At 63.9% G+C, this 24,284-nt stretch carries 20 protein-coding genes and 1 pseudogene; 8 read left to right on the top strand and 13 right to left on the bottom strand.

Translation table 11 applies throughout. From position 1 onward, the window contains the following. Positions 1 to 86: 86 nt before the first annotated feature. The 5 genes and pseudogenes from PALO_RS02170 to PALO_RS13075 form a co-directional block, all read right to left on the bottom strand. On the bottom strand, positions 87 to 1,670 hold the full coding sequence (locus PALO_RS02170) for a cell division protein PerM (protein WP_015582226.1): 1,584 nt from the start codon (positions 1,668 to 1,670) through the stop codon (positions 87 to 89). Between the two features lie 154 nt (positions 1,671 to 1,824). Further along, positions 1,825 to 2,718, bottom strand: a complete 894-nt coding sequence (gene sucD, locus PALO_RS02165; protein ID WP_004808927.1) for a succinate--CoA ligase subunit alpha — start codon at positions 2,716 to 2,718, stop codon at positions 1,825 to 1,827. Between the two features lie 3 nt (positions 2,719 to 2,721). Beyond that, positions 2,722 to 3,897: an ADP-forming succinate--CoA ligase subunit beta gene (sucC, locus tag PALO_RS02160; protein WP_015582225.1), complete on the bottom strand. Its 1,176-nt coding sequence runs from the start codon at positions 3,895 to 3,897 to the stop codon at positions 2,722 to 2,724. Positions 3,898 to 4,108: 211 nt separating this feature from the next. Further along, the gene (gene pcrA / locus PALO_RS02155) at positions 4,109 to 6,541 is read right to left on the bottom strand and encodes a DNA helicase PcrA (protein ID WP_015582224.1); all 2,433 of its coding nucleotides are present in this window, start codon (positions 6,539 to 6,541) and stop codon (positions 4,109 to 4,111) included. A 13-nt stretch (positions 6,542 to 6,554) separates the two neighbouring features. After that, positions 6,555 to 6,866, bottom strand: a pseudogene (locus PALO_RS13075) (hypothetical protein). A gap of 112 nt (positions 6,867 to 6,978) precedes the next feature. Between PALO_RS13075 and PALO_RS02150 the strand changes: the two are divergent. The 6 genes from PALO_RS02150 (at position 6,979) to PALO_RS02125 (ending at position 11,953) form a co-directional block, all read left to right on the top strand. After that, entirely contained in the window at positions 6,979 to 7,941 is a 963-nt protein-coding gene (locus PALO_RS02150) for a MetQ/NlpA family ABC transporter substrate-binding protein (protein ID WP_004808930.1), read from the top strand. Between the two features lie 30 nt (positions 7,942 to 7,971). Next, entirely contained in the window at positions 7,972 to 9,051 is a 1,080-nt protein-coding gene (locus PALO_RS02145; protein WP_015582222.1) for a methionine ABC transporter ATP-binding protein, read from the top strand. Further along, the gene (locus tag PALO_RS02140) at positions 9,051 to 9,704 is read left to right on the top strand and encodes a methionine ABC transporter permease (RefSeq protein WP_004808932.1); all 654 of its coding nucleotides are present in this window, start codon (positions 9,051 to 9,053) and stop codon (positions 9,702 to 9,704) included. Before PALO_RS02145 ends, PALO_RS02140 begins: the two co-directional genes overlap by 1 nt. A gap of 86 nt (positions 9,705 to 9,790) precedes the next feature. Further along, positions 9,791 to 11,053, top strand: coding sequence for a phospholipase D-like domain-containing protein (locus PALO_RS02135; protein WP_015582221.1), 1,263 nt, complete (start codon positions 9,791 to 9,793; stop codon positions 11,051 to 11,053). A 146-nt stretch (positions 11,054 to 11,199) separates the two neighbouring features. Beyond that, entirely contained in the window at positions 11,200 to 11,463 is a 264-nt protein-coding gene (locus PALO_RS02130; RefSeq protein WP_015582220.1) for a GlsB/YeaQ/YmgE family stress response membrane protein, read from the top strand. Between the two features lie 163 nt (positions 11,464 to 11,626). Then, positions 11,627 to 11,953, top strand: coding sequence for a PspC domain-containing protein (locus tag PALO_RS02125; RefSeq protein WP_015582219.1), 327 nt, complete (start codon positions 11,627 to 11,629; stop codon positions 11,951 to 11,953). Positions 11,954 to 12,020: 67 nt separating this feature from the next. On the opposite strand, the gene guaA is transcribed toward PALO_RS02125, so the two are convergent. Continuing rightward, complete coding sequence (guaA, locus tag PALO_RS02120) at positions 12,021 to 13,574, bottom strand: glutamine-hydrolyzing GMP synthase (RefSeq protein WP_015582218.1); 1,554 nt, start codon at positions 13,572 to 13,574, stop codon at positions 12,021 to 12,023. 201 nt (positions 13,575 to 13,775) lie between these two features. Between guaA and cysE the strand changes: the two genes are divergently transcribed. Continuing rightward, a complete protein-coding gene (gene cysE / locus PALO_RS02115; protein ID WP_015582217.1) occupies positions 13,776 to 14,348 on the top strand; it encodes a serine O-acetyltransferase in 573 nt (190 codons plus the stop codon). A 4-nt stretch (positions 14,349 to 14,352) separates the two neighbouring features. On the opposite strand, the gene PALO_RS02110 is transcribed toward cysE, so the two are convergent. The 4 genes from PALO_RS02110 to mptB all read right to left on the bottom strand — a co-directional run bounded on the left by PALO_RS02110 (position 14,353) and on the right by mptB (position 19,010). Then, complete coding sequence (locus PALO_RS02110) at positions 14,353 to 14,703, bottom strand: chorismate mutase (RefSeq protein WP_041709945.1); 351 nt, start codon at positions 14,701 to 14,703, stop codon at positions 14,353 to 14,355. A gap of 58 nt (positions 14,704 to 14,761) precedes the next feature. Continuing rightward, complete coding sequence (locus PALO_RS02105) at positions 14,762 to 15,865, bottom strand: GuaB3 family IMP dehydrogenase-related protein (protein ID WP_004808939.1); 1,104 nt, start codon at positions 15,863 to 15,865, stop codon at positions 14,762 to 14,764. A gap of 34 nt (positions 15,866 to 15,899) precedes the next feature. Further along, positions 15,900 to 17,414 carry an IMP dehydrogenase gene (gene guaB, locus PALO_RS02100; protein ID WP_015582215.1) on the bottom strand — a complete coding sequence of 505 codons (1,515 nt, stop codon included), beginning with the start codon at positions 17,412 to 17,414 and terminating at the stop codon, positions 15,900 to 15,902. A 96-nt stretch (positions 17,415 to 17,510) separates the two neighbouring features. Beyond that, positions 17,511 to 19,010, bottom strand: a complete 1,500-nt coding sequence (gene mptB / locus PALO_RS02095) for a polyprenol phosphomannose-dependent alpha 1,6 mannosyltransferase MptB (RefSeq protein ID WP_015582214.1) — start codon at positions 19,008 to 19,010, stop codon at positions 17,511 to 17,513. A 286-nt stretch (positions 19,011 to 19,296) separates the two neighbouring features. Here mptB and PALO_RS02090 point away from each other — a divergent pair, with 286 nt between their 5' ends. Beyond that, on the top strand, positions 19,297 to 21,021 hold the full coding sequence (locus PALO_RS02090) for an alanine/glycine:cation symporter family protein (protein WP_051048732.1): 1,725 nt from the start codon (positions 19,297 to 19,299) through the stop codon (positions 21,019 to 21,021). A 145-nt stretch (positions 21,022 to 21,166) separates the two neighbouring features. On the opposite strand, the gene groL is transcribed toward PALO_RS02090, so the two are convergent. The 3 genes from groL to PALO_RS02075 form a co-directional block, all read right to left on the bottom strand. After that, positions 21,167 to 22,762 carry a chaperonin GroEL gene (gene groL, locus PALO_RS02085; RefSeq protein WP_015582212.1) on the bottom strand — a complete coding sequence of 532 codons (1,596 nt, stop codon included), beginning with the start codon at positions 22,760 to 22,762 and terminating at the stop codon, positions 21,167 to 21,169. A gap of 11 nt (positions 22,763 to 22,773) precedes the next feature. Next, a complete protein-coding gene (gene groES, locus PALO_RS02080; protein WP_004808944.1) occupies positions 22,774 to 23,070 on the bottom strand; it encodes a co-chaperone GroES in 297 nt (98 codons plus the stop codon). A 206-nt stretch (positions 23,071 to 23,276) separates the two neighbouring features. Then, positions 23,277 to 24,212, bottom strand: coding sequence for an LppM family (lipo)protein (locus tag PALO_RS02075; RefSeq protein ID WP_015582211.1), 936 nt, complete (start codon positions 24,210 to 24,212; stop codon positions 23,277 to 23,279). Between the last annotated feature and the right edge of the window lie 72 nt (positions 24,213 to 24,284).

Raw genomic sequence — 24,284 nt, 5'->3', positions numbered from 1 at the left:
CCCATTTGCCACGGCGTGTGACGTCACCCCAGGAGTTCACGCCGGCAGGGGGCACGACGTCACCCCTGAAGGCGATCTCGCCCGGCTCAGGAATGGTGGGTGGTGTCCCCGTTGTCGGGGTTCCCGTGATCGTTCTGAATGGAGTCGTAGATGCCGTGGCCGATGATCTCTTCCTCGACCGCCTTGATGTCCTTGGACGCAGCCGTGGGACGGGTGATCCTCCTCGACCCGGTGTCCTTCCACGACGACTCATTCTCGACCGAGGTCGCACCCTCACCAGCATCTAGGTCCTCGGCCTGAACGGCGCGGGTCTCCTCCGCGTCAGCCGCTTCCGCAGCAGCTTTCTTCTCGGCCTTAGCCTGTTTCCTGGCAGCCCGGCTCCGGGCCCGCTCCTCGGACTTGGCTGCGTGGGCTTCCTTGTGTGCCTCGCGACGCTCTGCACGCCCCTGACGCGACTCCTCGGATTGCAGCTGGCGAGTCATACCGACGGCGAACCCGCACAGCATCGTCACCAGGGTGAGGATGCCGACCGCGCATCCAGCCATGGCCGGCATGATCGTGCCGACCTCACTGAGGCGTCCGTCGCCCAGGCTGCCACGACTCAGCAGGCCCAGGATGGCCAACACGAGCCCGGACAGCAGACCAGAAAGAGCACCGATACCCGCTCCGATCTCGAACCCGGCCTCCGGCAGGGACTTCATGACAAGAATGCCACCGACGATTCCGGCAGTCACCGGGACGGCAAACCAGGCACAGGCAGCCGGGCTCAACGGACCGTTGGAGGGCAAGGCCCCAAGCACTGGCAACGCCGGGACGATCCCGAGGTGTGTTCCGAGCGGGGAGACGAAGGTCTCAGTTCCAAGGGCAAACCCCGGGCCGACCGTCCATGCGGTTCCCCACAGTGCCATGGTGGGCAGCCAGGCCAGTTGCAGCAGGATGAGGCAGACTCCCCCCCATCCGGTGGCCCCGATCTGTTGGTGCAGGTGGACCACGTTGCTCGCGTGCACGAGCAGGGCGACGGCTAGTGCGGCTGATCCGCCTGCCAGGCAGATGGCAACGGTCGACCCAACAGCTTTCGGCAGTCCACGAGCCCAGCGGGGCAAGCCGCCAAACGGGTTGACGCGTGCACCGCGACTAGCCCCGACGAGACCTGAGCACAGTCCAATGAGAAGGGCACCAACCATGGCCGTCACCCAGTGGGACGTTCCGGCGGCAGCCGTCATGATGATTGCCGCGAGAAGCTCGATGGTGGTGTGGAGGGCAATCGCCTCACCGACATGTCGACGTGGCGGGTGTCCGTCGTGGCGATGCCACAGGACGCGGGTGCCATAGCGGCAGGCTTCCTCACCGAGCAGCAGGCTGACGCAGGTGAGCCCCAGCGGGATGAGGCCGACGTGGATCCCGATGATGTCGATGGGCACACCGTGGCCACTCAGCCAGAGGCTCGACGCCGCAACGAGCATGCTCGGGAAGGACCGACCGTTACTGGACAACCACTCCGGGACGATGATCCCGGCCAGGGCGAGCCATTGGGCCAGGATGGCCGCTGCTGCGGCCGCCAGGACGACGACCGGCCATGGCCACGGGACGCGAGGCTCACGAGGCTCGTCGGCCTCGGAGGACTCAACGACGAACCTCGCCGAGGTCGATGTCGAGCCAGATGTGCCCATGTGGGAGTCCTGTTCGGTTCGGGGAAGAAGATCATCTGGAACCCTACCTTCCACCGGCGACGATTCTGAGTCACCACACCTGGGAGCACGACGCAACGCACGGAACCCGGCTCCACAAGGGGGCCGGGTTCCGTGCGAACACAGGATCAGGGCGTCACTTCTTGAGTGAGTCCATCGCCTCGTGAGCCAGCTTGGCGGTCTCGGTCGGGGTCTTGCCGACGCGAACGCCAACAGCCTCGAGAGCCTCCTTCTTGGCAGCCGCGGTGCCCGAGGAACCGGACACGATGGCGCCGGCGTGACCCATCGTCTTTCCTTCAGGAGCGGTGAAGCCAGCCACGTAAGCCACAACCGGCTTCGTGACATGCTCAGAGATGTACTTAGCTGCGCGCTCCTCTGCGTCGCCACCGATCTCACCGATCATGACGATGATGTCGGTCTCCGGGTCGTCCTCGAAGGCCTGCAGGGCATCGATGTGGGTGGTCCCGATGATCGGGTCGCCGCCGATGCCGATGGCCGTCGAGATGCCCAGGTCACGCACCTCGTACATGAGCTGGTAGGTCAGGGTGCCGGACTTGGAGACCAGGCCCACGCGTCCCGGACCGGAGATGTCGGCGGGAATGATGCCGGCGTTGGACTTCCCGGGGCTGATGATGCCCGGGCAGTTCGGGCCGATGATGCGGGTCTTGCCGGAACGCTGGGCGGCGGTGAAGAACTCCGCGGTGTCCTTGACGGCGACACCCTCGGTGATGCAGACAACCAGCGGGACCTCGGCCTCGATGGCCTCCATGACGGCCGACTTGGTGAACTTGGCCGGGACGAAGATCACGGACACGTTGGCGCCGGTGGCCTCGACGGCCTCCTTGACGCTGCCGTAGACCGGGACGGTGATGCCACCGTTGAAGGACACGGTGGTGCCCGCCTTGCGCGGGTTGACGCCACCGACGACGGCGGTGCCGGAGTCGAGCATGCGCTGGGTGTGCTTCATGCCCTCCGAGCCGGTCATGCCCTGGACGATGATCTTGGAGTTCTGGTCGAGAATGATCGCCATGTCTCAGGCCTCCTTGGATGCGAGCTCGGCGGCCTTGCTGGCGGCCTCGTCCATGGTCGGGACCATGGTCACGAGCGGGTGGTTGAATTCCTCGAGAATCTTGCGGCCCTCGGCCACGTTGTTGCCGTCAAGACGGACGACGAGCGGCTTGGAGGCCTTCTCGCCCAGCTTCTCGAGAGCGCCCTTGATTCCCAGCGCCACCTGGTCGCAGGCGGTGATGCCGCCGAAGACGTTGACGAAGACGGAACGGACCTGCTCGTCGCCCATGATGAGGTCAAGGCCGTTGGCCATGATCTCGGCCGAGGCGCCACCGCCGATGTCGAGGAAGTTGGCAGGCTTCGGGGATCCCGGGAACTCCTCGCCGGCGTAGGCGACGCAGTCCAGGGTGCTCATAACGAGGCCGGCGCCGTTTCCGATGACGCCGACATTGCCGTCGAGCTTGACGTAGTTGAGGCCGAGCTCACCGGCGCGCAGCTCCAACGGGTCGGTGGTGGCGCGGTCCACCAGGGCTGCATGCTCGGGCTGACGGAAGGAAGCGTTGTTGTCGACGGTCATCTTGCCGTCGATGGCGAGGATGCGTCCGTCACCGGTCTTGATCATCGGGTTGACCTCGACGAGGGTGGCGTCCTCGTCCCGGTAGGTCTCCCACAGCTTGACGACAGCCGGGACGATGGCGTCCTGCTCGCCCTCGGGGAAGCCAGCCTCGGTGAGGATCTCACGAGCCTTGGCCTCGTCGATGCCGTCGATCGGGTCGACCGGCACCTTGGCCAGGGCCTCGGGCCGCTCCTTGGCGAGGGTCTCGATGTCCATGCCGCCCTCACGAGAGCACATCGCCAGGTAGCGACGCTCACCACGGTCGAGCAGGATCGAGAAGTAGTACTCCTCGGCAATGTCAGCTCCCTCGGCGATCATCACCTTGTGAACGGCGTGACCCTTGATGTCCATGCCCAGGATGGCCTTGGCGTGCTCGGCCGCCTCCTGAGGGGACTTGGCGATCTTCACGCCGCCAGCCTTGCCACGGCCACCCACCTTGACCTGCGCCTTGACGGCGACGACGGGGGTGCCGAGCTTCACTGCGGCCTCGGACGCCTGCTCGGGAATCTCCGCGACGACGCCTCGAAGCACAGGCACACCGTGCTTCTCAAACAGGTCGCGGGCTTGGTATTCGTACAGGTCCACAATCTCTCCACTCTGCGAGTCGACCGGCCGTTGCCGGGCCGGGAACGGGGCTGACGGCAACCTGCCATCTCGAACACAAGAATGTTCACAATGAGGTCGACGCGGTTGGTCGTTTGCCCACCGAGAACAGATTAACAACCCCGACGGTCCAGTGCCCACCCGGTGTCACGACGTCGAGCGATCTGACGTGGGAAAACCCCTGAGGCCGTGCTCACAGCTTCTCGAGCGGAGCGAATTTCAGCGCCAATCTCTTGAGACCAGCCGACCCGAAATCGACGTCAGCCTTGGCGTTCTCACCCTGACCAGAAGTGGCTTTGACGGTGCCGAGTCCGAAGGTAGAGTGCAGCACCTTGTCCCCCACGGACAGCGAGAGGGACTTGCTCCTGGGAGCATTCGCAGGTCCCCGTCCGGACCCGAAGGCAGGGGAGCCGTCATGCAAGGATCCGCGTGCCGAATGTGAGCGACCACTCGCGGAGGTCGACCATCCCACCGAGACCTGGCCGAGCCTCTCCCACTCGATGAGGCGCTCGGGGATCTCGTCGACGAATCGGCTCGGCGGGTTGTACTGGGCCTGCCCCCACATCGTCCGTACCGCCGCCCGGGACAGGAACAACTGTTTGCGAGCACGGGTGATGCCCACATAGGCCAGCCGTCTCTCCTCCGCCAGTTCGGTGGCGTCTGCCAGGGACCTCATGTGGGGGAAGACGCCGTCCTCGAATCCAGTGATGAAGACGGTGTCGAACTCCAAGCCCTTGGCGGTGTGCAGGGTCATCAGGGTGACGACCCCGTCGGAACCAGTCGGCAACTGGTCCGAATCGGCGACCAGGGCGATCTGTTCCAGGAAGGCCGGCAGGGAGTCGTCGGCCGACAACTCGAGGTCCTCGACATCGCCTTCCGCTGCGGCATCGATGTCGATGGCGTGGACCCTGGCCACGAATTCCTGGGCCACCGAGACCAGCTCGACGAGGTTCTCCAGCCTCGTCTCGTCCTGGGGGTCCTTGGAGTTCTCGAGCTCGGCGATGTAGCCGGATTCCTTGAGGATGGAGCTGGTGATCTCATCAGCTCGCCTGCCCTGCTCGACCATCGCGACGTGGTCCTCCATCAAGCTGACGAAGGCTCGGATCTGGTTGACCGATCTCGTTGCCAGTCCATTGATCTCGTCGATCCGCCTGAGGGCCTCCCAGAAGCTGATCCGTCGAGCAGTGGCGAACATCTCGACGGCGGCCTCGGCCCGCGCGCCGATTCCGCGACGTGGGGTGTTGAGGATGCGTCGCAGCGAGACGTCGTCGGAGGGGTTGGCGATGGTGCGCAGGTAACTCACCGCGTCGCGAACCTCCTTACGCTCGTAGAACTTCACGCCTCCGACGACCCGGTACGGCAGACCGGTGCGAATGAAGACATCCTCAAAAGCTCGCGACTGGGCGTTGGTGCGGTAGAACACCGCGACCTGTCCGTAACTGGTGCGTCCCTCGTCCACGAGCTCGTCGGTGCGTCGCGCCACCCAAGCCGCTTCGTCATGTTCGGTGTCAGCGACATATCCGACGATCTTGTCGCCGTCACCCTGATCGGTCCACAGATTCTTGGCCGGACGGTTCGGGTTGACCTTGATGAGATTGTTCGCGGCGGTGAGAATCGTCTGCGTGGAGCGGTAATTCTGTTCCAACAGGATCGTCCGAGCGCCGGGGAAATCCTTCTCGAAATCAAGGATGTTACGAATTGTCGCGCCACGGAAGGCGTAAATCGACTGATCCGAGTCACCCACGACCATGAGCTCGGGCGAATCGACGCTGCGCGCTCCGTCAGCCAATGACACCGGATCATCCCCGCACAGCTCCCGGATGAACTGATACTGAGCAGTGTTGGTGTCCTGGTACTCATCGACGAGGACGTGGCGGAAACGGCGGCGATACTGCTCACGCACGTCCGGGAACTGCCTCAGCAGGGTGACGGTGCACATGATGAGGTCGTCGAAGTCCAGGGCGTTCGCAGCACGAAGGCGACGCTGGTACTCGGCATAGACCTCAGCATTCGTTCGATCGTTTCCGCTACTGGCATTCTCGAGAGCCTGATCGGGAGTGATGAGCTCGTTCTTCTGGTTCGAGATCCAGTTCATGATCGCCCGTGGCTGGAACTTCTTCGGGTCCAGATTCTGATCGCGGGCCACCAGGGTGATGAGTCGTTTCGCGTCGGTGTCGTCATAAATGGAGAAATTGCGCGAGATGTCCAGGCGATCAATGTCGGTCCGCAGCATTCTCACCGCAGCGGAATGGAAGGTCGACACCCACATCGGCTTGGCCCGGTTACCTACCAGATCGACGACGCGCGCCTTCATCTCAGCCGCAGCCTTGTTGGTGAAGGTGATGGCCAGAATGGAACCGGGATGGACACCGCGCTCCCCCACCAGGTGCGCGATACGACGGGTCAGGACACGGGTCTTGCCCGAACCAGCACCGGCCACCACGAGGACCGGGGCCCCCGCATGCAGGACGGCCTCACGCTGGGGCTCGTTGAGGTCGGCCAGCAGATCGGCGGAAGAGACTCCTGCCGTAGTCATCGCGGCATGCGTCGGCAAGACCCCCGGCTCGACCGGGTGGCGCCTCTCATTGGTCGACTCGAAGAACGAAAACAGATCCGGTGTCGTCATGGCGGCTCACAGCTTACCGGCCCGTCAGGGCCCTCCACAGGGCGCTGATCCCATGACTCACTGGCGTTAACCCAGTGAAACAGGCGCTCACGTATTGACAGCATCGGATGAATGGCCGTAAATTCTGGGAAAGCTCGGCCCGGTCAGGGCCGCCACCAGAATTCAGGAGCACTGCTATGACTGCGGCCTTCAGCCACACCATCGACGCCGACCTTCGCGCGGCCTCGATGATGATGTGCCGCTCGTGCTACCTGCGAATGCTCGGCACCTGCTGACGGCGGACTAATTCCGCCGGCAGGACTTCCGGCCCCTCTCTCCCACTGATTCATGCCAGTGGTCGATCTATGCCCACATCTGCACACTCACGCAGACCGACGTGCCGTACCCGATCGCATCTTCACCCGAATCCACTCAAGACATATCCAGGAGACCAACTCATGAGCGCATCCACCCCCTCGGCGTCGACCCCCGAGGCTCTTCCCGAAAAGCCCGGTGGCCACCACACCGGCCTCATCGTCGGCATCATCATCGTCGTGCTGGCGATCATCGCCGGCATCATCTTCGCGGTGAACAAGAACAAGGGTGACGACTCAGCAGCTGGCGGCACGACGACCGTCAAGATCGGCACCACCGAGGCCGCCAACGACTACTGGAAGGTCCTCAAGAAGAAGGCCTCCGCCGAGGGCATCAACATTGAGGTCGTCAACTTCAACGATTACACCCAGCCCAACGTCGCCCTGTCCCAGGGGCAGGTCGACCTCAACGTCTTCCAGCACCTGCTCTTCCTGGCTGACTACAACGTCAAGAACCACGACAACCTCACCGCGATCTCCGCGACCTACGTCGTCCCGTTGAACATCTACTCCAAGAAGTACCAGCAGGTCTCCCAACTTCCGGCCGGGGTCACCGTTGCCATTCCGAACGACGCCACCAATCAGGGACGTGCCCTTCTCGTGCTGCAGAAGGCCGGATTGCTCAAGCTACGCAACGGCGGGTCGGCCCTGTCGACCCCTGCCGACGTCATCGCCAACCAGTCCAAGGTGAAGGTCAAGGCCATTGACGCCGCCCAGACGGCTGCCTCCCTCGACGGTGTCGATGCTGCGGTCATCAACAACAACTTCGCCGCCGACGCCGGCCTGGATCTCAACAAGGTTCTCTACAAGGACAACGCCACCGGCAAGTCGGCCGACCCCTACGTCAACATCATTGCTGCCAAGGCCGCTGACAAGAACAACGAGACCTACAAGAAGGTCGCCAAGCTGTGGTCGGACCCCGAGGTTCAGAAGTCGATCATCAAGCAGTCGGGCGGCACTGCCAAGGTCGTTTCTGATCGTTCCCAGGCCGATCTCGACAAGATCTTGGGCGATCTGACCACCGAAATCAAGAAGTCGAATTCCTGATCTCTATCCGATTTTCCAGCGAGGCTCCCCATGGCAACAGATGTCGCGCCTGCTTCGGCGCCGCAGTGTCCTGACCACATCGTCTTCGAACACGTCACCAAGGACTTCCAGACCCGTACCGGGTCGGTGCGAGCCTTGGACGACGTGAGCCTGGCGATCAAGAAAGGTTCCATCTCAGCGGTCATCGGACATTCCGGCGCTGGAAAATCCACCCTGGTGCGCCTCATCAACGGGTTGGAATCCCCGACGAGCGGGCGGGTGCTGGTTGACGGCACCGACGTCTCCCAGCTCTCCGACAAGGCGATGCGCCCGCTGCGGACCGACATCGGGATGATCTTCCAGCAGTTCAACCTGTTCGGGTCCCGGACCATCTACGACAACGTCGCCTACCCACTCAAGCTGGCTCGCTGGAAGAAGGCCCAGGAGAAGGAGCGCGTCACCGAGCTGCTGAGCTTCGTCGGGCTGACGAGCAAGGCATGGGATCATCCCAACCAGCTCTCCGGCGGACAGATGCAGCGAGTCGGAATCGCCAGGGCGCTGGCCACCAAGCCGTCGATCCTGTTGGCTGACGAATCCACCTCCGCCCTCGACCCGGAGACGACGGCTGACGTCCTCTCCCTGCTCAAGCGGGTCAACGAGGTTCTCGGGGTGACGGTTGTCGTCATCACCCACGAGATGGAGGTCGTCCGTTCCATCGCTCAGCAGGTCTCGGTGCTGGAAGCCGGACACCTCGTCGAGACCGGGAGCGCCCGACAGGTCTTCGCCCATCCACAGTCCGAGACCACCCAGCGCTTCCTCTCGACGATCATCGGTCAGCATCCCAGTGGGGAGGAAGAGGCCCGGCTGCGCTCGGAGAACCCTGGCACTCGCCTGGTCGACGTCAGCTCGGTGTCCAGTGACGCCTTCGGGGACGCGCTGGCTCGTATCGGCCAGACCGGGGCTTCCTTCCGGATCGTCCACGGTGGGGTCATCGAGGTCCACGGCGGCTCGCTGGGCAATTACACCGTGGCCTTGTCGGGCTCCGACGAGGCCGTCGAGAAGGCTGCCCGGATCCTGACCGACGCCTCCGACACGGCTGCCACCACGACCACCAGTCAGGAGGACCACTGATGAGTGATTACCTGCGTCCGATATATCTGCAGTCCATCTGGGAGACCCTCTTCATGGCCCTGATCACCCTGGTGATCGGTGGTATCTGTGGACTGGTGATGGGCATCCTGCTCTACGCCACCCGTCGCGGTGGGCTGCTCGCCAACAAGGTCGTCCACACCATTCTCAACGTCATCGTCAACATCATCCGGCCGATACCGTTCATCATCTTCATGACGGCGATCGCTCCACTGACACTCAAGGTCGTCGGAACGACGATCGGCGTTCGTGCCGCCACCTTCCCACTGTGCATCGCGGCCACCTTCGCGATCTCCCGAATCGTCGAGCAGAACCTCGTCACCGTCGAGCCCGGTGTCATCGAGGCTGCGCGCGCCATGGGCGCCGGTCCGTGGCGGATCCTCTTCGACGTCGTGGCCCGTGAGGCCCTGGGCCCGCTGATTCTCGGATACACCTACATCCTCATCGCGATCGTCGACATGACGGCCATCGCCGGTGCTCTGGGCGGTGGCGGCCTGGGCCAGTTCGCCATCACTTACGGTTATCAGCGGTACGACTGGACGGTAACGGCCGTTGCCGTCGTGACGATCATCATCGTCGTCCAGCTGGCCCAGTTCCTGGGCAATTGGTTGGCGCGACGGGCACTGCGCCGGTAATCAACCAGTCGTCATGACACAGCGCTTCCGGGCCCTCGACGCCGACTGCCTCGCAGCCGGTGTTCGGGGGCCGGTACCCTGAGCACATGACCCGGGCCCCTCGCCAGAAAACCACCCTTCGCCGCGTCCTGCACTGGGTAGCGGGCGGAACGGTTGCCGCCCAGATGGCCACGATGGCAGGACTCGTCGTCTTCAACGGCGTCAGGAGACGGGGTCGCCGCCCCTACCGCTTCCCCACCGCCCCGGTGGAATCCCTCGAGGTGGGCGATCACCAGGTCGAGATCTTCACCTTCGGACGTGACCTCTACGCTGCGATGATCGCCGACATCGAGGCGGCTCAGCACACCATTTATCTCGAAACCTTCATCTGGAAGAACGACGAGGTCGGGCGACAGTTCCGCCAGGCCCTCGTCACCGCCGCTGCCCGAGGCGTCGAGGTCTATGCGATGTGGGACACCTTCGCCAACCTCGTCGTCGATCCGCGCTTCTTCCGCGAGCTGCACGGCGTCCATGTGCGCGCCCAACCGCTCGTCACCCCGTCATGGATGCCAACCATCCGCAACATGGGCCGCGACCACCGCAAGCTCCTCGTCGTCGACTCCGGCGTCGCCTACATCGGTGGGTACAACATCGGGTCCCTCTACGCGGATCGGTGGCGTGACACCCACGCCCGTATCACCGGCCCGGCCGTCGGGGAATTGGAGAACACCTTCGTCGACATGTGGAACCAGCGCCCCAAGGGGGCGCTGGTCTCGCGACGCAATCAGCCGGTGCTGCCCTCCCCCGGGGTGCGCTACTGGGACACCCCCTTCGCGGTACACCGCAACTCCCCGCGGATGGCCGTCTATCCCATTCGAAACATGTACCTCGAGGCCATTGACCGCGCCAGTGAGCGGATCTGGATGACCCAGGGTTATCTCATTCCGGACGACGACGTCGTCGCTGCCCTTCACCAGGCGACCTCCCGCGGGGTTGACGTGCGTATCGTCATTCCCGCCGAGTCGAATCACGTCATCGCCGACTGGCTGAGCCGTGGCTACTACGACCGGCTCCTTCATCAGGGAGTACGACTCTTTCTCTACCAGGGGGCCATGGTGCATGCCAAGACCTGCACCATTGACGGCATCTGGTCGACGATCGGCACGGCCAACCTCGACAGGTTGTCCCTCCAGGGCAACTATGAGGTCAACGTCGCCATCACTGATCCCACTGTCGCCGAGCGGATGGCTGAAATATTCGAGATCGACATGGCGAACTGCGTGGAGCTCACCCTCGACGAATGGCAGTCGCGATCCAACGTCGCAAAATTCACCGAGGCGCTGTTGTCCCCATGGCGACCATTTTTCTAAGATTCCGTCGCCAGCGTAAAAAATGACGTATTGCCTAGCCAGGCAAATGTTGTCGCTGGTAACAATACGTACTTTTGGTTAAGTACTCGGCTACGATTCATGATCGTTACTGGACGTTTTGACCCATCGTCAACGACACTAGACGCATGGGATTCTTTGCATGGATTGTTCTCGGGCTCATCGCCGGCGCCATCGCCAAGGCCATCATGCCGGGCAAGCAGGGCGGCGGCATCCTCGTCACCCTCCTTCTCGGCGTCGTGGGCGCGGTTCTTGGTGGCTGGCTCGGCTCCCTCATCTTCAACAAGCCCCTTGGCGACTTCTGGAACCTCTGGACCTGGCTCATCTCAATCGTCGGTGCCCTCATCGTCCTGTGGATCTGGGGTGCCATCACCAAGAAGAAGAGCCAGTGACCTACTGATCTCTCATCCTCTCTCCAGCGAGGCCCCGTCCTTGGACGGGGCCTCGCTGCATGTATGGGCACCTCCGGGACACCCCGTGCTCATTGATGTCTCTCGTGCGCCTCACAGACACATGGCACGATGGATGTAAGCCACTAGTCAGGAGGACCGACCTATGGCCACCAAGATCACCCGGCCCGAGGAGGGCCGCATCGTCGGCGGCGTCTGCCAAGGCATTGCCAACGCCTTCGATCTGGACCCGACCATTGTCCGCATCGTCGCAGCGGTCTTGATTCTCGCTGCCGGCTCGGGACCACTCATCTACCTCGTGTTGTGGGTAATCATCCCGGATGAGCGCAGCGGCGCGAGCATGGCTGGTGATGCCGCCCGAAAGGCACGGGACAAGCAGGAATCGCGTCGCTCAGGAAATACCTGGAACTTCAATCAGACGACAGCTCCCCATCGTCCCGACGAGACCTTCAACCCGTACAAGGAGGACTGACCTTCAACCACATGACAGGGCCCGTACCGATCGATCGGTACGGGCCCTGTCATGTCATGGAGCCGTATCACTCCCACTCAATGGTGGCCGGCGGCTTCGAGGTGATGTCGAGAACCACCCGGTTGATCTGCGGGCAGGCGTTGGTGATCCGGGTGGAGATCCTCTCCAGCACGTCATAAGGAATGCGGGCCCAGTCAGCGGTCATGGCGTCCTCACTGGTCACCGGGCGCAGCACAATCGGCGAGCCGTAGGTACGTCCATCACCCTGCACACCCACCGAGTGGACGTCACCGAGCAGGACCACCGGGCACTGCCAGACCTTGCGGTCCAGACCAGCCGCGCTCATCTCCTCGCGAGTGATGGCATCGGCGGTACGCAGCACCTCGAGACGCTCCTTGGTCACCTCGCCGATGACGCGAATACCCAGGCCCGGGCCTGGGAAGGGCTGACGCCACACGATGTCCTCGGGCAGGCCCAGCTCCAGGCCGACGGCTCGCACCTCGTCCTTGAAGAGGGTGCGCAGCGGCTCGACGAGGCTGAACTGCAGATCGTCGGGAAGGCCTCCGACATTGTGGTGGCTCTTGATGTTGGCGGCTCCCTCGCCACCGCCGGACTCGACGACGTCGGGGTAAAGGGTCCCCTGCACCAGGAAGTCGATCGTCTGATCGGCGTTGAGCCGTTTGGCGACGTCCTCGAAGGTGCGAATGAACTCACGACCAATGATCTTGCGCTTGGCCTCGGGATCGGTGACTCCGGCCAGGGCGTCCAGGAAGCGCTGGGACTCGTCTGCCACCACGAGGTCGGCGCCAGTGGCCTCGACGAAGTCGTGCTTGACCTGCTCGGCCTCTCCCTGGCGCAGCAGACCGTGATCGACGAAGACGCAAGTGAGCTGGTCGCCGACGGCGCGCTGCACCAGAGCGGCCGCGACCGCGGAGTCGACGCCGCCAGACAGTCCACAGATGACACGACGGTCACCGACCTGGCCGCGGATCTGAGCGATCTGGTCGCCGACGATCGAGCTGGCGTTCCAGTCCGGACGACATCCGGCGATGTCAAAGAGGAAGTGCTCCAGAACCGTCTGACCGGATTCGGAGTGCTGTACCTCCGGATGCCACTGCACACCGACGAGCTTGCGCTCTACGTTCTCAAAGGCGGCCACCGGGGCACCTGCGGTACGAGCGAGGGTCGAGAACCCCTCCGGAGCACGGGAGACGGAGTCACCGTGACTCATCCACACGCTGATGGTGTGCGGGATGCGGGAGAGCAGCTGACCTGGGGAGGTGATGCACAGGCTGGTGCGTCCGTACTCAGAGGCTCCGGTGTGGGCGACCTGACCACCGAGGGCCTGAGCCATGGCCTGGAAGCCGTAACAGATACCCATCACCGGCACACCGGCGTTGAACAGGGCCGGGTCGACGCTCGGTGCCCCATCCACGTAGACCGAGGCCGGACCTCCGGAAAGGATGATCGCGGCTGGTTCCTTGGCGAGCATCTCGCGGACTGGCATGTTGTGCGGGACGATTTCGGAGTAAACGTTCACCTCACGCACCCGGCGGGCAATGAGCTGGGCATACTGCGCCCCGAAGTCGACCACCAGAACGACGTCGTGGAGTTGTTCCATGAGGCCGAGTCTATGGCCCAGAGCCCCCTGTCGCGCCACTCGACCGGTCCCCGACTGCGCGAACATCCGCCGATGAGCGTCGAAATGTCGTCAGATGACGACGAAGTGGAACTCCGCCCGCCCTTTCCATTGGTCGACAGGTCTGGGCTCGATATGGTTCATGCACCGGTACCACTCACTGCAGCAGAACTGAGGTTGGCCATGACGAATGAGACGACGGAACTCCTCCAGACCCTCAAGCGATGGAAGGAACGCGCCATGGAGGACCTCGACGCCGCCATGCGTGAGGACCCCGCCGCCACGTCGAAACTCATGGTCGCCATCGCATACCAGGGCGTCCATGCCATCTGGGCACACCGTCTCGCCCATGCCATCTGGGTGAAGTATCCGGCGCTGCGCCCACTGGCTCGTCTGCTGTCCCAGATCTCCCGCAATCTCACCGGAATCGAGATCCATCCGGGAGCGACGATCGGGCGTCGGTTCTTCATTGACCACGGCATGGGGGTGGTCATCGGGGAGACAGCGGTCGTGGGTGACGACGTGCTGATGTACCACCAGGTCACCCTCGGCGGACGCGCGCGCGGGCACTTCAAGCGTCACCCCACGATTGGCAATCGTGTCCTCATCGGCGCCGGTGCCAAGATCATTGGTGACATCACCGTCGGTGACGACTGCAAGATCGGCGCCAACGCGCTGGTCATCAAGGACGTCGCCCCCGGAACGGTCGTCGTCGGTATCCCGTCGAAGGTTCACCAGGGCGACGTCATCGCCTGACCCATCAGTTGTCGAATGCCTCCGAGGTGGACGCATCCGTTTCGGGGGTGCTCGCAGGGTCGTCCTGGGACTCGTCGGCAATGGCCTCGTGGTGACGCACCACCTCGGCAACGATGAAGGTGATGACCTTCTGGGCGAACTCGGGATCAAGGTTCGACTCGACGGCGAGCTGACGCAACCGTGCGATCTGCTCAGCCTCACGGGCCGGATCTGCCGGCGGCAGGCCGCGCTCAGCCTTGAGGCGGCCCACCTGGCGGGTGATCCGGAACCTCTCGGCGAGCAGATGGATGAGGGCGGCGTCCATGTTGTCAATCGCGCCGCGCAACACGACCAATTCTTCGGGCACTTCGCTCATGCCCGAAGGTTAGCCAGCCATCCCGCTCGCCGGGACGGTGTCCTGATTGATGGGACGATCAGCGAATCGTCAGCTCGATGCGCTGGAACTCCTTGACCTCCGAATAGCCGGTGGTGGCCATGGCCTGACGCAGCCCACCGACGAGGTTCATGGTGCCATCCGGGACGCGCGAAGGCCCGCTGAGCACCTCCGCGAGGGTACCCACCGGCTCGAAGTGCACCCGAGAACCACGCGGCAGATCAGCGTGCCATGCCTCGGCACCCCAGTGCCATCCCCGGCCAGGGGCCTCGGTGGCCCGGGCCAGTGGGGATCCGACCATGACTGCGTCAGCGCCGCAAGCGATGGCCTTGGCGATGTCGCCGGAATGTCCCACCGAGCCATCGGCGATGACGTGGACGTAGCGTCCCCCCGACTCGTCCATGTAGTCGCGACGGGCCTCGGCGACGTCAGCGATCGCTGACGCCATCGACACCTCGATGCCAAGGACCTGACGGGTGGTGTGGGCCGCTCCCCCACCGAAGCCGACGAGCACGCCAGCCGCGCCGGTCCGCATGAGGTGCAGGGCCGTCTGGTAGGTCGCGCATCCACCGACGATGACCGGGACGTCGAGCTCGTAGATGAACTTGCGCAAGTCGAGGACGTCGTCCCCACTACCGACATGCTCAGCCGACACCGTCGTGCCACGAATGACGAAGAAATCAGCCCCGGTGTTGACGACGGTCTCGGAGAACCGAGACGCATTCTTCGGCGACAAGGACCCGGCCACCGGCACTCCGGCGGCCCGAATCTCGGCCATCCTGGCGGTGATGAGCTCGGCCTTGATCGGCTCGGAGTAGATCTCCTGCATGCGGCGGGTGGTGGCGACGTCGTCACCCAGCCCGGCCAGCTCCTCGAGGTACGGCGTGGGATCCTCGTAACGGGTCCACAATCCCTCGAGGTTGAGCACACCGAGGCCACCCAAGCGCCCGAACTCGATGGCCGTCGCCGGGCTCATCACCGAGTCCATCGGGGCGGCCATGATCGGGAAGTCGAAGGTGAGAGCGTCGATGCGCCACTCCAGGTTCACCATCTCGGTGCCGCGGGTGCGCCGGGAAGGGATGAGAGCGATGTCATCCAGGCTGTACGCCCGGGTGGCACGCTTGCTGCGTCCGATGTCGTACATAATTCCTTTCCTGCCGGATTCTCCGGCCCGCCCGTCAGTGGGCTGAGTAGTTGGGGGCCTCGACCGTCATCTGAATGTCGTGCGGATGAGACTCCCGCAGACCAGCCGAGGTGATGCGCACGAAACGACCACGCTCGTGCAGCTGGCCGATGGTGCGGGCGCCGGTGTAGAACATCGACTGACGCAGACCGCCAACAAGCTGGTAGGCCACCGCGCCCAGCGGGCCACGGTAGGCAACCTGACCCTCAATGCCTTCCGGGATGATCTTGTCATTCGTGGTGACGTCACCTTGGAAGTAGCGGTCCTTGGAGTAGGACAGCTTCTCGCCACGCGCTGACATGGCACCCATCGATCCCATGCCACGGTAGGTCTTGAACTGCTTGCCGTTGATGAAGGCGAGCTCACCCGGGGACTCCTCGCAACCGGCCAGCAGGGATCCGAGCATGACGGAATCGGCACCGGCGACCATGGCCTTGGCGATGTCGCCGGAGTATTGCAGGCCACCGTCCCCGATGACCGGCACGCCGTACTGGCGAGCAGCGCGGGATGCCTCGAAGATGGCAGTCACCTGGGGGACGCCGACACCGGCAACCACGCGAGTGGTGCAGATCGAGCCCGGCCCGATGCCGACCTTGATGCCGTCGGCTCCGGCCTCGCAGAGCGCCTTGGCGGCCTCGTAGGTGGCGATGTTGCCGCCGACGACGTCTACCCCCTTGGCAGCAGGCTCGGCCTTGAGCTTGGCGATCATGTCGAGAACGCCCTGGGTGTGGCCGTGAGCGGTGTCGACGATGATGAGATCGACCCCCTCCTCCACCAGTGCCATGGCGCGTTCCCACGAGTTGCCGAAGAAACCGATGGCAGCACCCACGCGCAGACGTCCCTGAGGATCCTTGGTGGCGTTGGGGTACTTGTCGGCCTTGACGAAGTCCTTGAGGGTAAACAGGCCGCGCAGCTTGCCGTCGGCATCGATCAACGGCAGCTTCTCGATCTTGTGCGCGGCCAGCAGGGAAAGGGCGTCGGACGGACTGGTGCCCACCGGAGCCGTGACCAGCGGGGCCGGGGTCATGACCTCGCGGATGAGGCGCCGCGGGTTCTCCTCGAAGCGCATGTCGCGGTTGGTGATGATGCCGACGAGGTTCTCCTCCTCGTCCACGACCGGAACACCGGAGATGCGGTAAGTGTGGCAGAGCTCCTCGGCATCGGCCAGGGTGGCGTCCGGGGAGATGGTGATGGGTTCGTCGACCATGCCGGCCTCCGAGCGCTTCACCTGATCGACCATCGCGGCCTGGTCCTCGATGGACAGGTTGCGGTGCAGGATGCCGAGGCCACCCTCACGGGCCATCGCCACTGCCATCCGAGTCTCCGTGACGGTGTCCATCGCTGCGCTGACAAGCGGGATTGCGATGTCGATGTTGCGGGAAACCTTGGTCGTCGTGTCGACCTGGGAGGGGATGACGTTGCTCTCAACAGGCTGGAGCAGGACGTCGTCAAAAGTGAGGGCCAGTGGTGCCAGCTCCTCAATCGTGGTCGGGCGGGAATCCGAGGTCATGAGCCACCTTTCGCCGGGATAAACGTCATCCTATCGCCGCGGGCGTCGAGGTCGCCCAGCCGATCGCCCCGAGCTGGCCGGGAACGCTGGTCGTCGTCAGGTCGTGGCCGTCACGAAGGCCCACGCCCTCGGGATCCGCCGGACGATGAGACATCCGACGATGACCAGCGGCAGGCACACGTAAGGCGACCAGTACCACTGCAGATGGGCCAGGATACTGATGGCCACCACTCCGACGATGACGATGTCGCGGTGGGTGCGACGCAATGGAATCGAGGCGACCAGGGCAAGCGGCCCAATGAGGTACCAGGGTTGCAGGGAAGCTCCGAAGACGGCGAAGGCGATCATGACCCCGGTCTGCAGTCGCAGCGGACTGCCCAGCTGGCCGATGGAGTCGTCCAGGCGTCGCAAGGATGGTACAGGGCCCCATCGGGCCCAGCACCACACCATCGCGACCAAGGTGAGGACCAGGCTGACGATGATGGCCGGGCCGACCAGCTTGTCCAGCGGGATTCCACCACTTCCCCGCAGGATCTGAACCACCAGGGCGATCGGTGAGTCGCTCGTCACGGAGACGGGACTGCCTGCCGTCGGGTTGAGCCATCCCAGTCCCAGACCACGGATGGCGGAGATCCCGCCGAAGACCGCCAGAGCCGGAATGGCTCCAGCAGCGGTGCGGGCGAGGAGGGCCGACCAGCAATTCCGGTTCGTCCAGCGGTGGCTGCCATGACGCACCGCATGGGCATGAGCCAGGGTGACGACGCCTACCCCGGCCAGCACGCCCGGCTGCTTGATGGTGCCGGCCAGACCGACGATCGCCCCACCAGCGACGAGTCCCAACCATCCACGTCCGGACAAGACCAGGTGGATCGCCACGATCAGCGCCGCAAGGGACAGGCCGATCTGGAGCCCGTCATTGTGCATGCCGCCGATGATGCTCAGGGTCGTCAGGGGGCAGCAAACCCCCAGCCAGAGGGCATGATCGGGGTCGGCGCCGGCATACCGCGCCAGCTGCGGCATCGCCCAGAACATCAGAGCGATGCCGATGATGGCCGGCACGCGCATCAGCAGCACCGACCACAACGGATCGGCGTGAGCGATCGTCACCATCGCTGCCTGGATCCACAGCGATCCCGGCGGATACACCGCCGTCGTACCCCCCCATGGAGTGCCGACGGCCTGACCAAGCACGCCTGCCAAACCCTGGGGAACCACGTAGGGGTCCAGGCCCTGAGCCAGGATCCACCCCTGAGCGGCATAGGCCCAACCATCCCGGCTGAGCAGCGGCGGACCGAACAACAGCGGTAGCGACCACGTGACGAGGGCGAGGAGGCGAGTGCCGACAAGTTTCCGGGAACGCAACCACGCGATGATCATGGCGCTCAGGCCGACGACACTGCTAGCAACCACGGCCACCCCGATGGGACGCACCTGCTCCGGCATTCCGGCATGGGGGGAACCCCATCCCCACACCACCATCATGACGGAGCCGACAAATCCCATCACGAGCACCTCGACGAGGCGGCGTCGATCGGGATGGGAATGGGCCAGCGCAGGCTGACGATCATGGAAGTGGGTCGTCGTGGTCATCAGCATTCAGCGTAGGGGAACCACACAGCCAGACGATGCGAGAAGGCACCGGTGTCGAGCGTTTCGGGCCAATTGTCACCCCCCACCCGCTAAGGTGCATGAGGCGGTTGTGCTCCGCCACAGGTGCGGCCCTGCCCCCTGACACGGGAGTGTGGTGTGGTCGTGCCCACCGGGTCTCTGGTCCCTGTGCGTGTTGAGATCGGTCGAGAAAAGACCGGTACCGCACTGCGGTGTCGCCGGGCTCGGTGTCCAACGTCGTCAACGGATAGGACCGTTCGTGCCACCTGGCATCATGTCATCGCCCGTTTCCGCAATTCTCGAGGCCCCGATTCCAGCTCCGCTGAGCTTGGACCAGGCCATCGACAAATTCTTCTCCCCCATCGCCACCGCCATTTCTGACGCGGTGTTCTGGGCCATCCCGTTGCCCGGAGGCAATGAATTCCCGCTCATCCTCGCGTGGCTGTTGGCAGCTGGAGTCTTCTTCACGATCCACCTGGGCTTCCAACAATTGCGCCCAGCCTCAATTCGCCATTCCAGCCATGTGGTGCGAGGACACTTCTCCCGTCACACCGATCCTGGTGACGTCACCAGCTTCCAGGCCCTTGCCACCGAGTTGTCGGGCACCGTCGGCCTGGGAAACATCGCCGGTGTCGCCATCGCCATCGCAACTGGCGGACCAGGCGCATCCTTCTGGATCGCTGTTGCCGGTCTGGTCGGCATGAGCGTCAAGATGTCCGAGGCGACCCTCGGCGTGAAATTCCGCGTCGTCAATGAGGACGGAACCACCTCCGGCGGTCCGATGTACTACCTCCGGGACGGCCTGGCCTCGATCGACAAGCCCAAGCTCGGTCGCGTCCTCGCCACCCTATTCGCCGTCTGCACCGCCTTCGGCGTCATCGGCGCGGGCAACATGTTCCAGTCCAACCAGGCCGCCTACCAGCTGGCGATGTTCGCCGGTGGCAAGGACTCCTGGATCGGCACCCACATGTGGGTTGTCGGACTGGTGTTCGCGATCCTCGTCGGCGTCGTCATCGTCGGCGGTGCCTCCAAGATTGGCGCTGCCACCTCCAAGATCGTCCCCTTCATGGGCATCCTCTACGTCATCATGTGTCTGGCCGTGATCGGCGCGAACATCACCGAAGTTGGTGACGCCTTCAAGGCCATCTGGTCGGGCGCCTTCACCGGCCATGGCATTGCCGGAGGCGTCCTCGGCGTGCTCATCGTCGGCGTTCAGCGCGCTGCCTTCTCGAACGCCGCCGGTGTCGGTACCGCGGGCATCGCCCACTCTGCCGTGAAGACCCGTCGCCCGGCCCAGGAGGGCTTCGTAGCGATGTGGGAGCCGTTCATCGACTCCGTCGTCATCTGCACCATGACGGCCATCACCATCATCATCACCGGTGTCTACAAGGATCACGACGCCGATGGTGTTCAGATGACCGCTCACGCACTCAAGACGGTTGCCCCGTGGTTCAGCTCCCTGCTGACCCTGGCCGTCGTCCTCTTCGCTTTCTCGACGATGCTGTCGTACTCCTTCTACGGCAAGAAGGCTGTTGGCTTCCTGTTCGGGAACTCGGCCACCGCCGAGCGCATCTACAACGGTATCTTCCTGCTCCTGCTGGTTGTCGGTGCGGCCACGAACATGGCCTCGATCCTCGCTCTGGCCGACGCCATGCTCTTCCTCATGGCTGTTCCGAACGTGATCGGCATGTACTTCCTCGCTCGGGTCGTGGCTCGCGAGATCAAGGGTCATCGGGAGCGTGTGGACGCCGGCGTCATTCCTCAGGTACCTGAGGATGCCCAGGCCGGCATGATCGTCGCCAACGAGGCCACTCCTGAGCAGCTCGAGACTGCTGACGAGGAGTACGCCCTGCGTGCGGCAGCCATGGACGCTCGTAGTGAAGAGCTCGATCTGGGACACACAGCCCCAGACACCGAGCGTGACTACCTGGATCACCTGCCCGAGGACCATGAGTTGTTCAACACCATGGACCGTGACGGCAAGCCGCTCAAGGACTGACGCCATCGCGTCGTGAGTGCACGGGGCCCGGGGAATGCTCCCCGGGCCATCACGAAGACCGACCGGTCACCGGCACGGACACATAGCAACGGGCCCCGGAACCAAACGGTTCCGGGGCCCGCAGTGATCAGCGAGGATCAGTGACTCACTTGTCGTCGTCCTCGTCCTCCGGCTTGTCCACCACGAGGGTCTCGGTGGTGAGCAGCAGAGCGGCGATGGAGGCGGCGTTGGCCAGCGCGGAGCGGGTCACCTTGACAGGGTCGATGACACCGTCGGCGATGAGGTCCACGTACTGACCAGTCTTGCCGTTGTAGCCGTGTCCGGGCTCCATCTCGGCAACCTTGGAGACGATGACATAGCCGGGCTCGCCACCGTTCTCGGCAATCCAGCGCAGCGGCTCGCGAACGGCCTTGGCGACGATCTGGACACCGGCCTTCTCGTCACCCTCGAGGTGAAGGTTCCCGTCAAGCACGTGCGCGGCATGGATGAGGGCGGAGCCACCACCGGCGACGATGCCCTCCTCGATCGCTGCACGAGTCGCGGAGACAGCATCCTCGATGCGGTGCTTCTTCTCGTTGAGCTCGACCTCGGTGGCCGCACCCACGCGAATGACACACACACCGCCGGCGAGCTTGGCAATACGCTCCTGGAGCTTCTCGCGGTCCCACTCGGAGTCGGAGTTATCGTACTCAGCACGCAGCTGGGCGACGCGTCCCTCAACGTCGGCCTTGGAGCCGGCGCCGTCGACGATGGTGGTGTTGTCCTTGGTGACGACAACCTTCTTGGCGCGACCCAGGACCTCGAGGCCCACCTGGTCGAGCTTGAGCCCGACCTCGGGAGCGACGACCTGACCACCGGTGAGGGTGGCGATGTCCTGCAGCATGGCCTTGCGGCGGTCACCGAAGGCCGGAGCTTTGACGGCCACCGAGTTGAAGGTGCCGCGGATCTTGTTGACGACGAGGGTGCTCAGAGCCTCCCCGTCGACGTCCTCGGCCACGATGAACAGGCTTCCGTGGGCGGCGATGACCTTCTCCAACAGCGGGAGCAGGTCGTTCATCGACGAGATCTTGCCGGAGTGGACGAGGATGTAAGGATCCTCGATCACGGCCTCCATGCGGTCCTGGTCGGTGACCATGTAGGGCGACAGGTAACCCTTGTCGAACTGCATGCCCTCGGTGAAGTCGAGCTCGGTGCCGAAGGTCTGGGACTCGTCGACGGTGATGACGCCGTCCTTGCCAACCTTGTCGAAAGCCTCGGCGATGAGCTCACCGATCTTCTCGTCACGGCTGGAGATGGTGGCGACGCTAGCCATGTCCGAGGTGGTGTCGATGGCGCGCGAGATAGAGCGAAGCTCCTCCACGACGGCGTCGACGGCCTTCTCGATACCGTGCTTGAGACCGACCGGGTTGCCCCCGGAGGCCACGGCGCGCAGTCCCTCGTGAACGAGGGCCTGGGCGAGCACGGTGGCGGTGGTGGTTCCATCACCGGCCACGTCGTTGGTCTTGGTGGCGACCTCCTTGGCGAGCTGGGCGCCGAGGTTCTCGTAAGGATCGGTGAGATCGACCTCCTTGGCGACGGTCACGCCGTCGTTGGTGATGGTCGGGGCTCCCCACTTCTTGTCGAGAACGACATAGCGCCCCTTCGGGCCGAGGGTCACCTTGACGGTGTTGGCGAGGGTGTCGACGCCGCGCTCGAGGGAGCGACGGGCCTCCTCGTCGAACTGAAGCTGCTTGGCTGCCATGTATCAGCGCCTCACTTCTCGACGACGGCGAGGATGTCGCGAGCGTTGAGGAGCAGGTACTCCTGGCCATCGTACTTGACGTCGGTGCCGCCATACTTGGAGAAGATGACGACGTCACCCTCCTTGACATCCATGGGAATGCGGGTGCCCTTGTCGTCAACACGACCGGGGCCGGCGGAGACGATCCTGCCCTCCTGCGGCTTCTCCTTGGCGGTGTCTGGAATGACGAGTCCGGAAGCGGTGGTCTGCTCGGCCTCGAGAGGCTGGACGAGGACGCGGTCCTCGAGCGGCTTGATCGTGGTTGCCACGTCAAGACCCCTTTCTACTGAAGACGGATTGTGTCGTTGTCTCTCGCCAGGGGTTGCGAGCCCCGAGCGCGACGGACCGTCGGCGTCGCGGGTGCTTCAGGTCCGTTGGCACACTCACCACGAGAGTGCCAACCACGAAAGTACACCCGTGGTTGGCACTCAGGCAACGGGAGTGCCAGAAACGGCCCTCCAAATATCGACACCAATCAGTTGGATCCGTGGTTCTTCCAGAAGTCATCAGGGTTTGAGGGCGGCTGCTGATCAGGCCGAGGAGCCCCGGTCGCATTCCCCGGGAGGTGCCCCCATGGCTGACCTGGCTGACTCTGGCTCGGGTTCTGGTAGGGCGACTGTTGTGCCTGGGGATTGCCCCGGTCGGGTTGACTGCCCCACTGTGGGGTCTGGCTGTTCCCCTGCTGAGGCTGTTGCCCCTGCGGTTGCCCCGGATATTGCATCGCCCACGGGGCATCACCGTTCTCCGGCTCGCTCGCCTTCGGACCCTTCTTCTTGAGCACGACAGCCACGACAATCCCGATGATCGCCAAGGCTGCCACCGCGACGACGATCCAGACCCACGCCGGCACACCATCGTTGCGCTCACCGGTGGCGCTGAGCCCCTCGCTCGAGAACACGTCCTTGGGATCGGTCCAGGTGACGGTGTTCCCGTCGACCTTGCTCGATCCCGAGTTGCTCAACACCTTGCCGGGGAAGATGATGGAGACCTTGAAGTCGCTGAGCATGCTCGCATCGAGGGACTCGGTGGAACCACCTGCGTCATTGAAATAACCCGCATTCATCTTGAAGGTCACCTTGTCCTTGTCGAAGGTGATCTTGCTGCCGTCATCCTTCTTGTTGTACTCGGCTGCCGTGATGTCGCCCGAATAGGTGCAACCGATGTACTGATCGTCCTCGAACTTTTCGCCCTTCGCGCTCGAGGCCCCGCCACCCATGCCCTTGACGTCACTGCAGTTGGAGAATTGGGAGGTGAGATCCTCCCCCGACATGTTGGCCATCGACTTGGAGATACCAACCGTGGCCTTGACGTGGATGTGATCCTCGTCCTTGATCTCCATTGCCGTATCGAATTTGACGCACCCGGCGAGCAACAACAGGGGCGCCAGAAGCAAGACCAGATGGCGTCTCATATGGTGCGAAACACTCAGCATGCCCACATGGAATCACAGGCATGGGGCCTGGCGGTAGGCCCACATGTGCAA

Source organism: Cutibacterium avidum 44067, from assembly GCF_000367205.1.
Taxonomy (GTDB): domain Bacteria; phylum Actinomycetota; class Actinomycetes; order Propionibacteriales; family Propionibacteriaceae; genus Cutibacterium; species Cutibacterium avidum.
The sequence above is the reverse complement of the archived record's forward strand: the minus strand, read 5'-3'. Positions and strand labels throughout refer to the sequence as shown.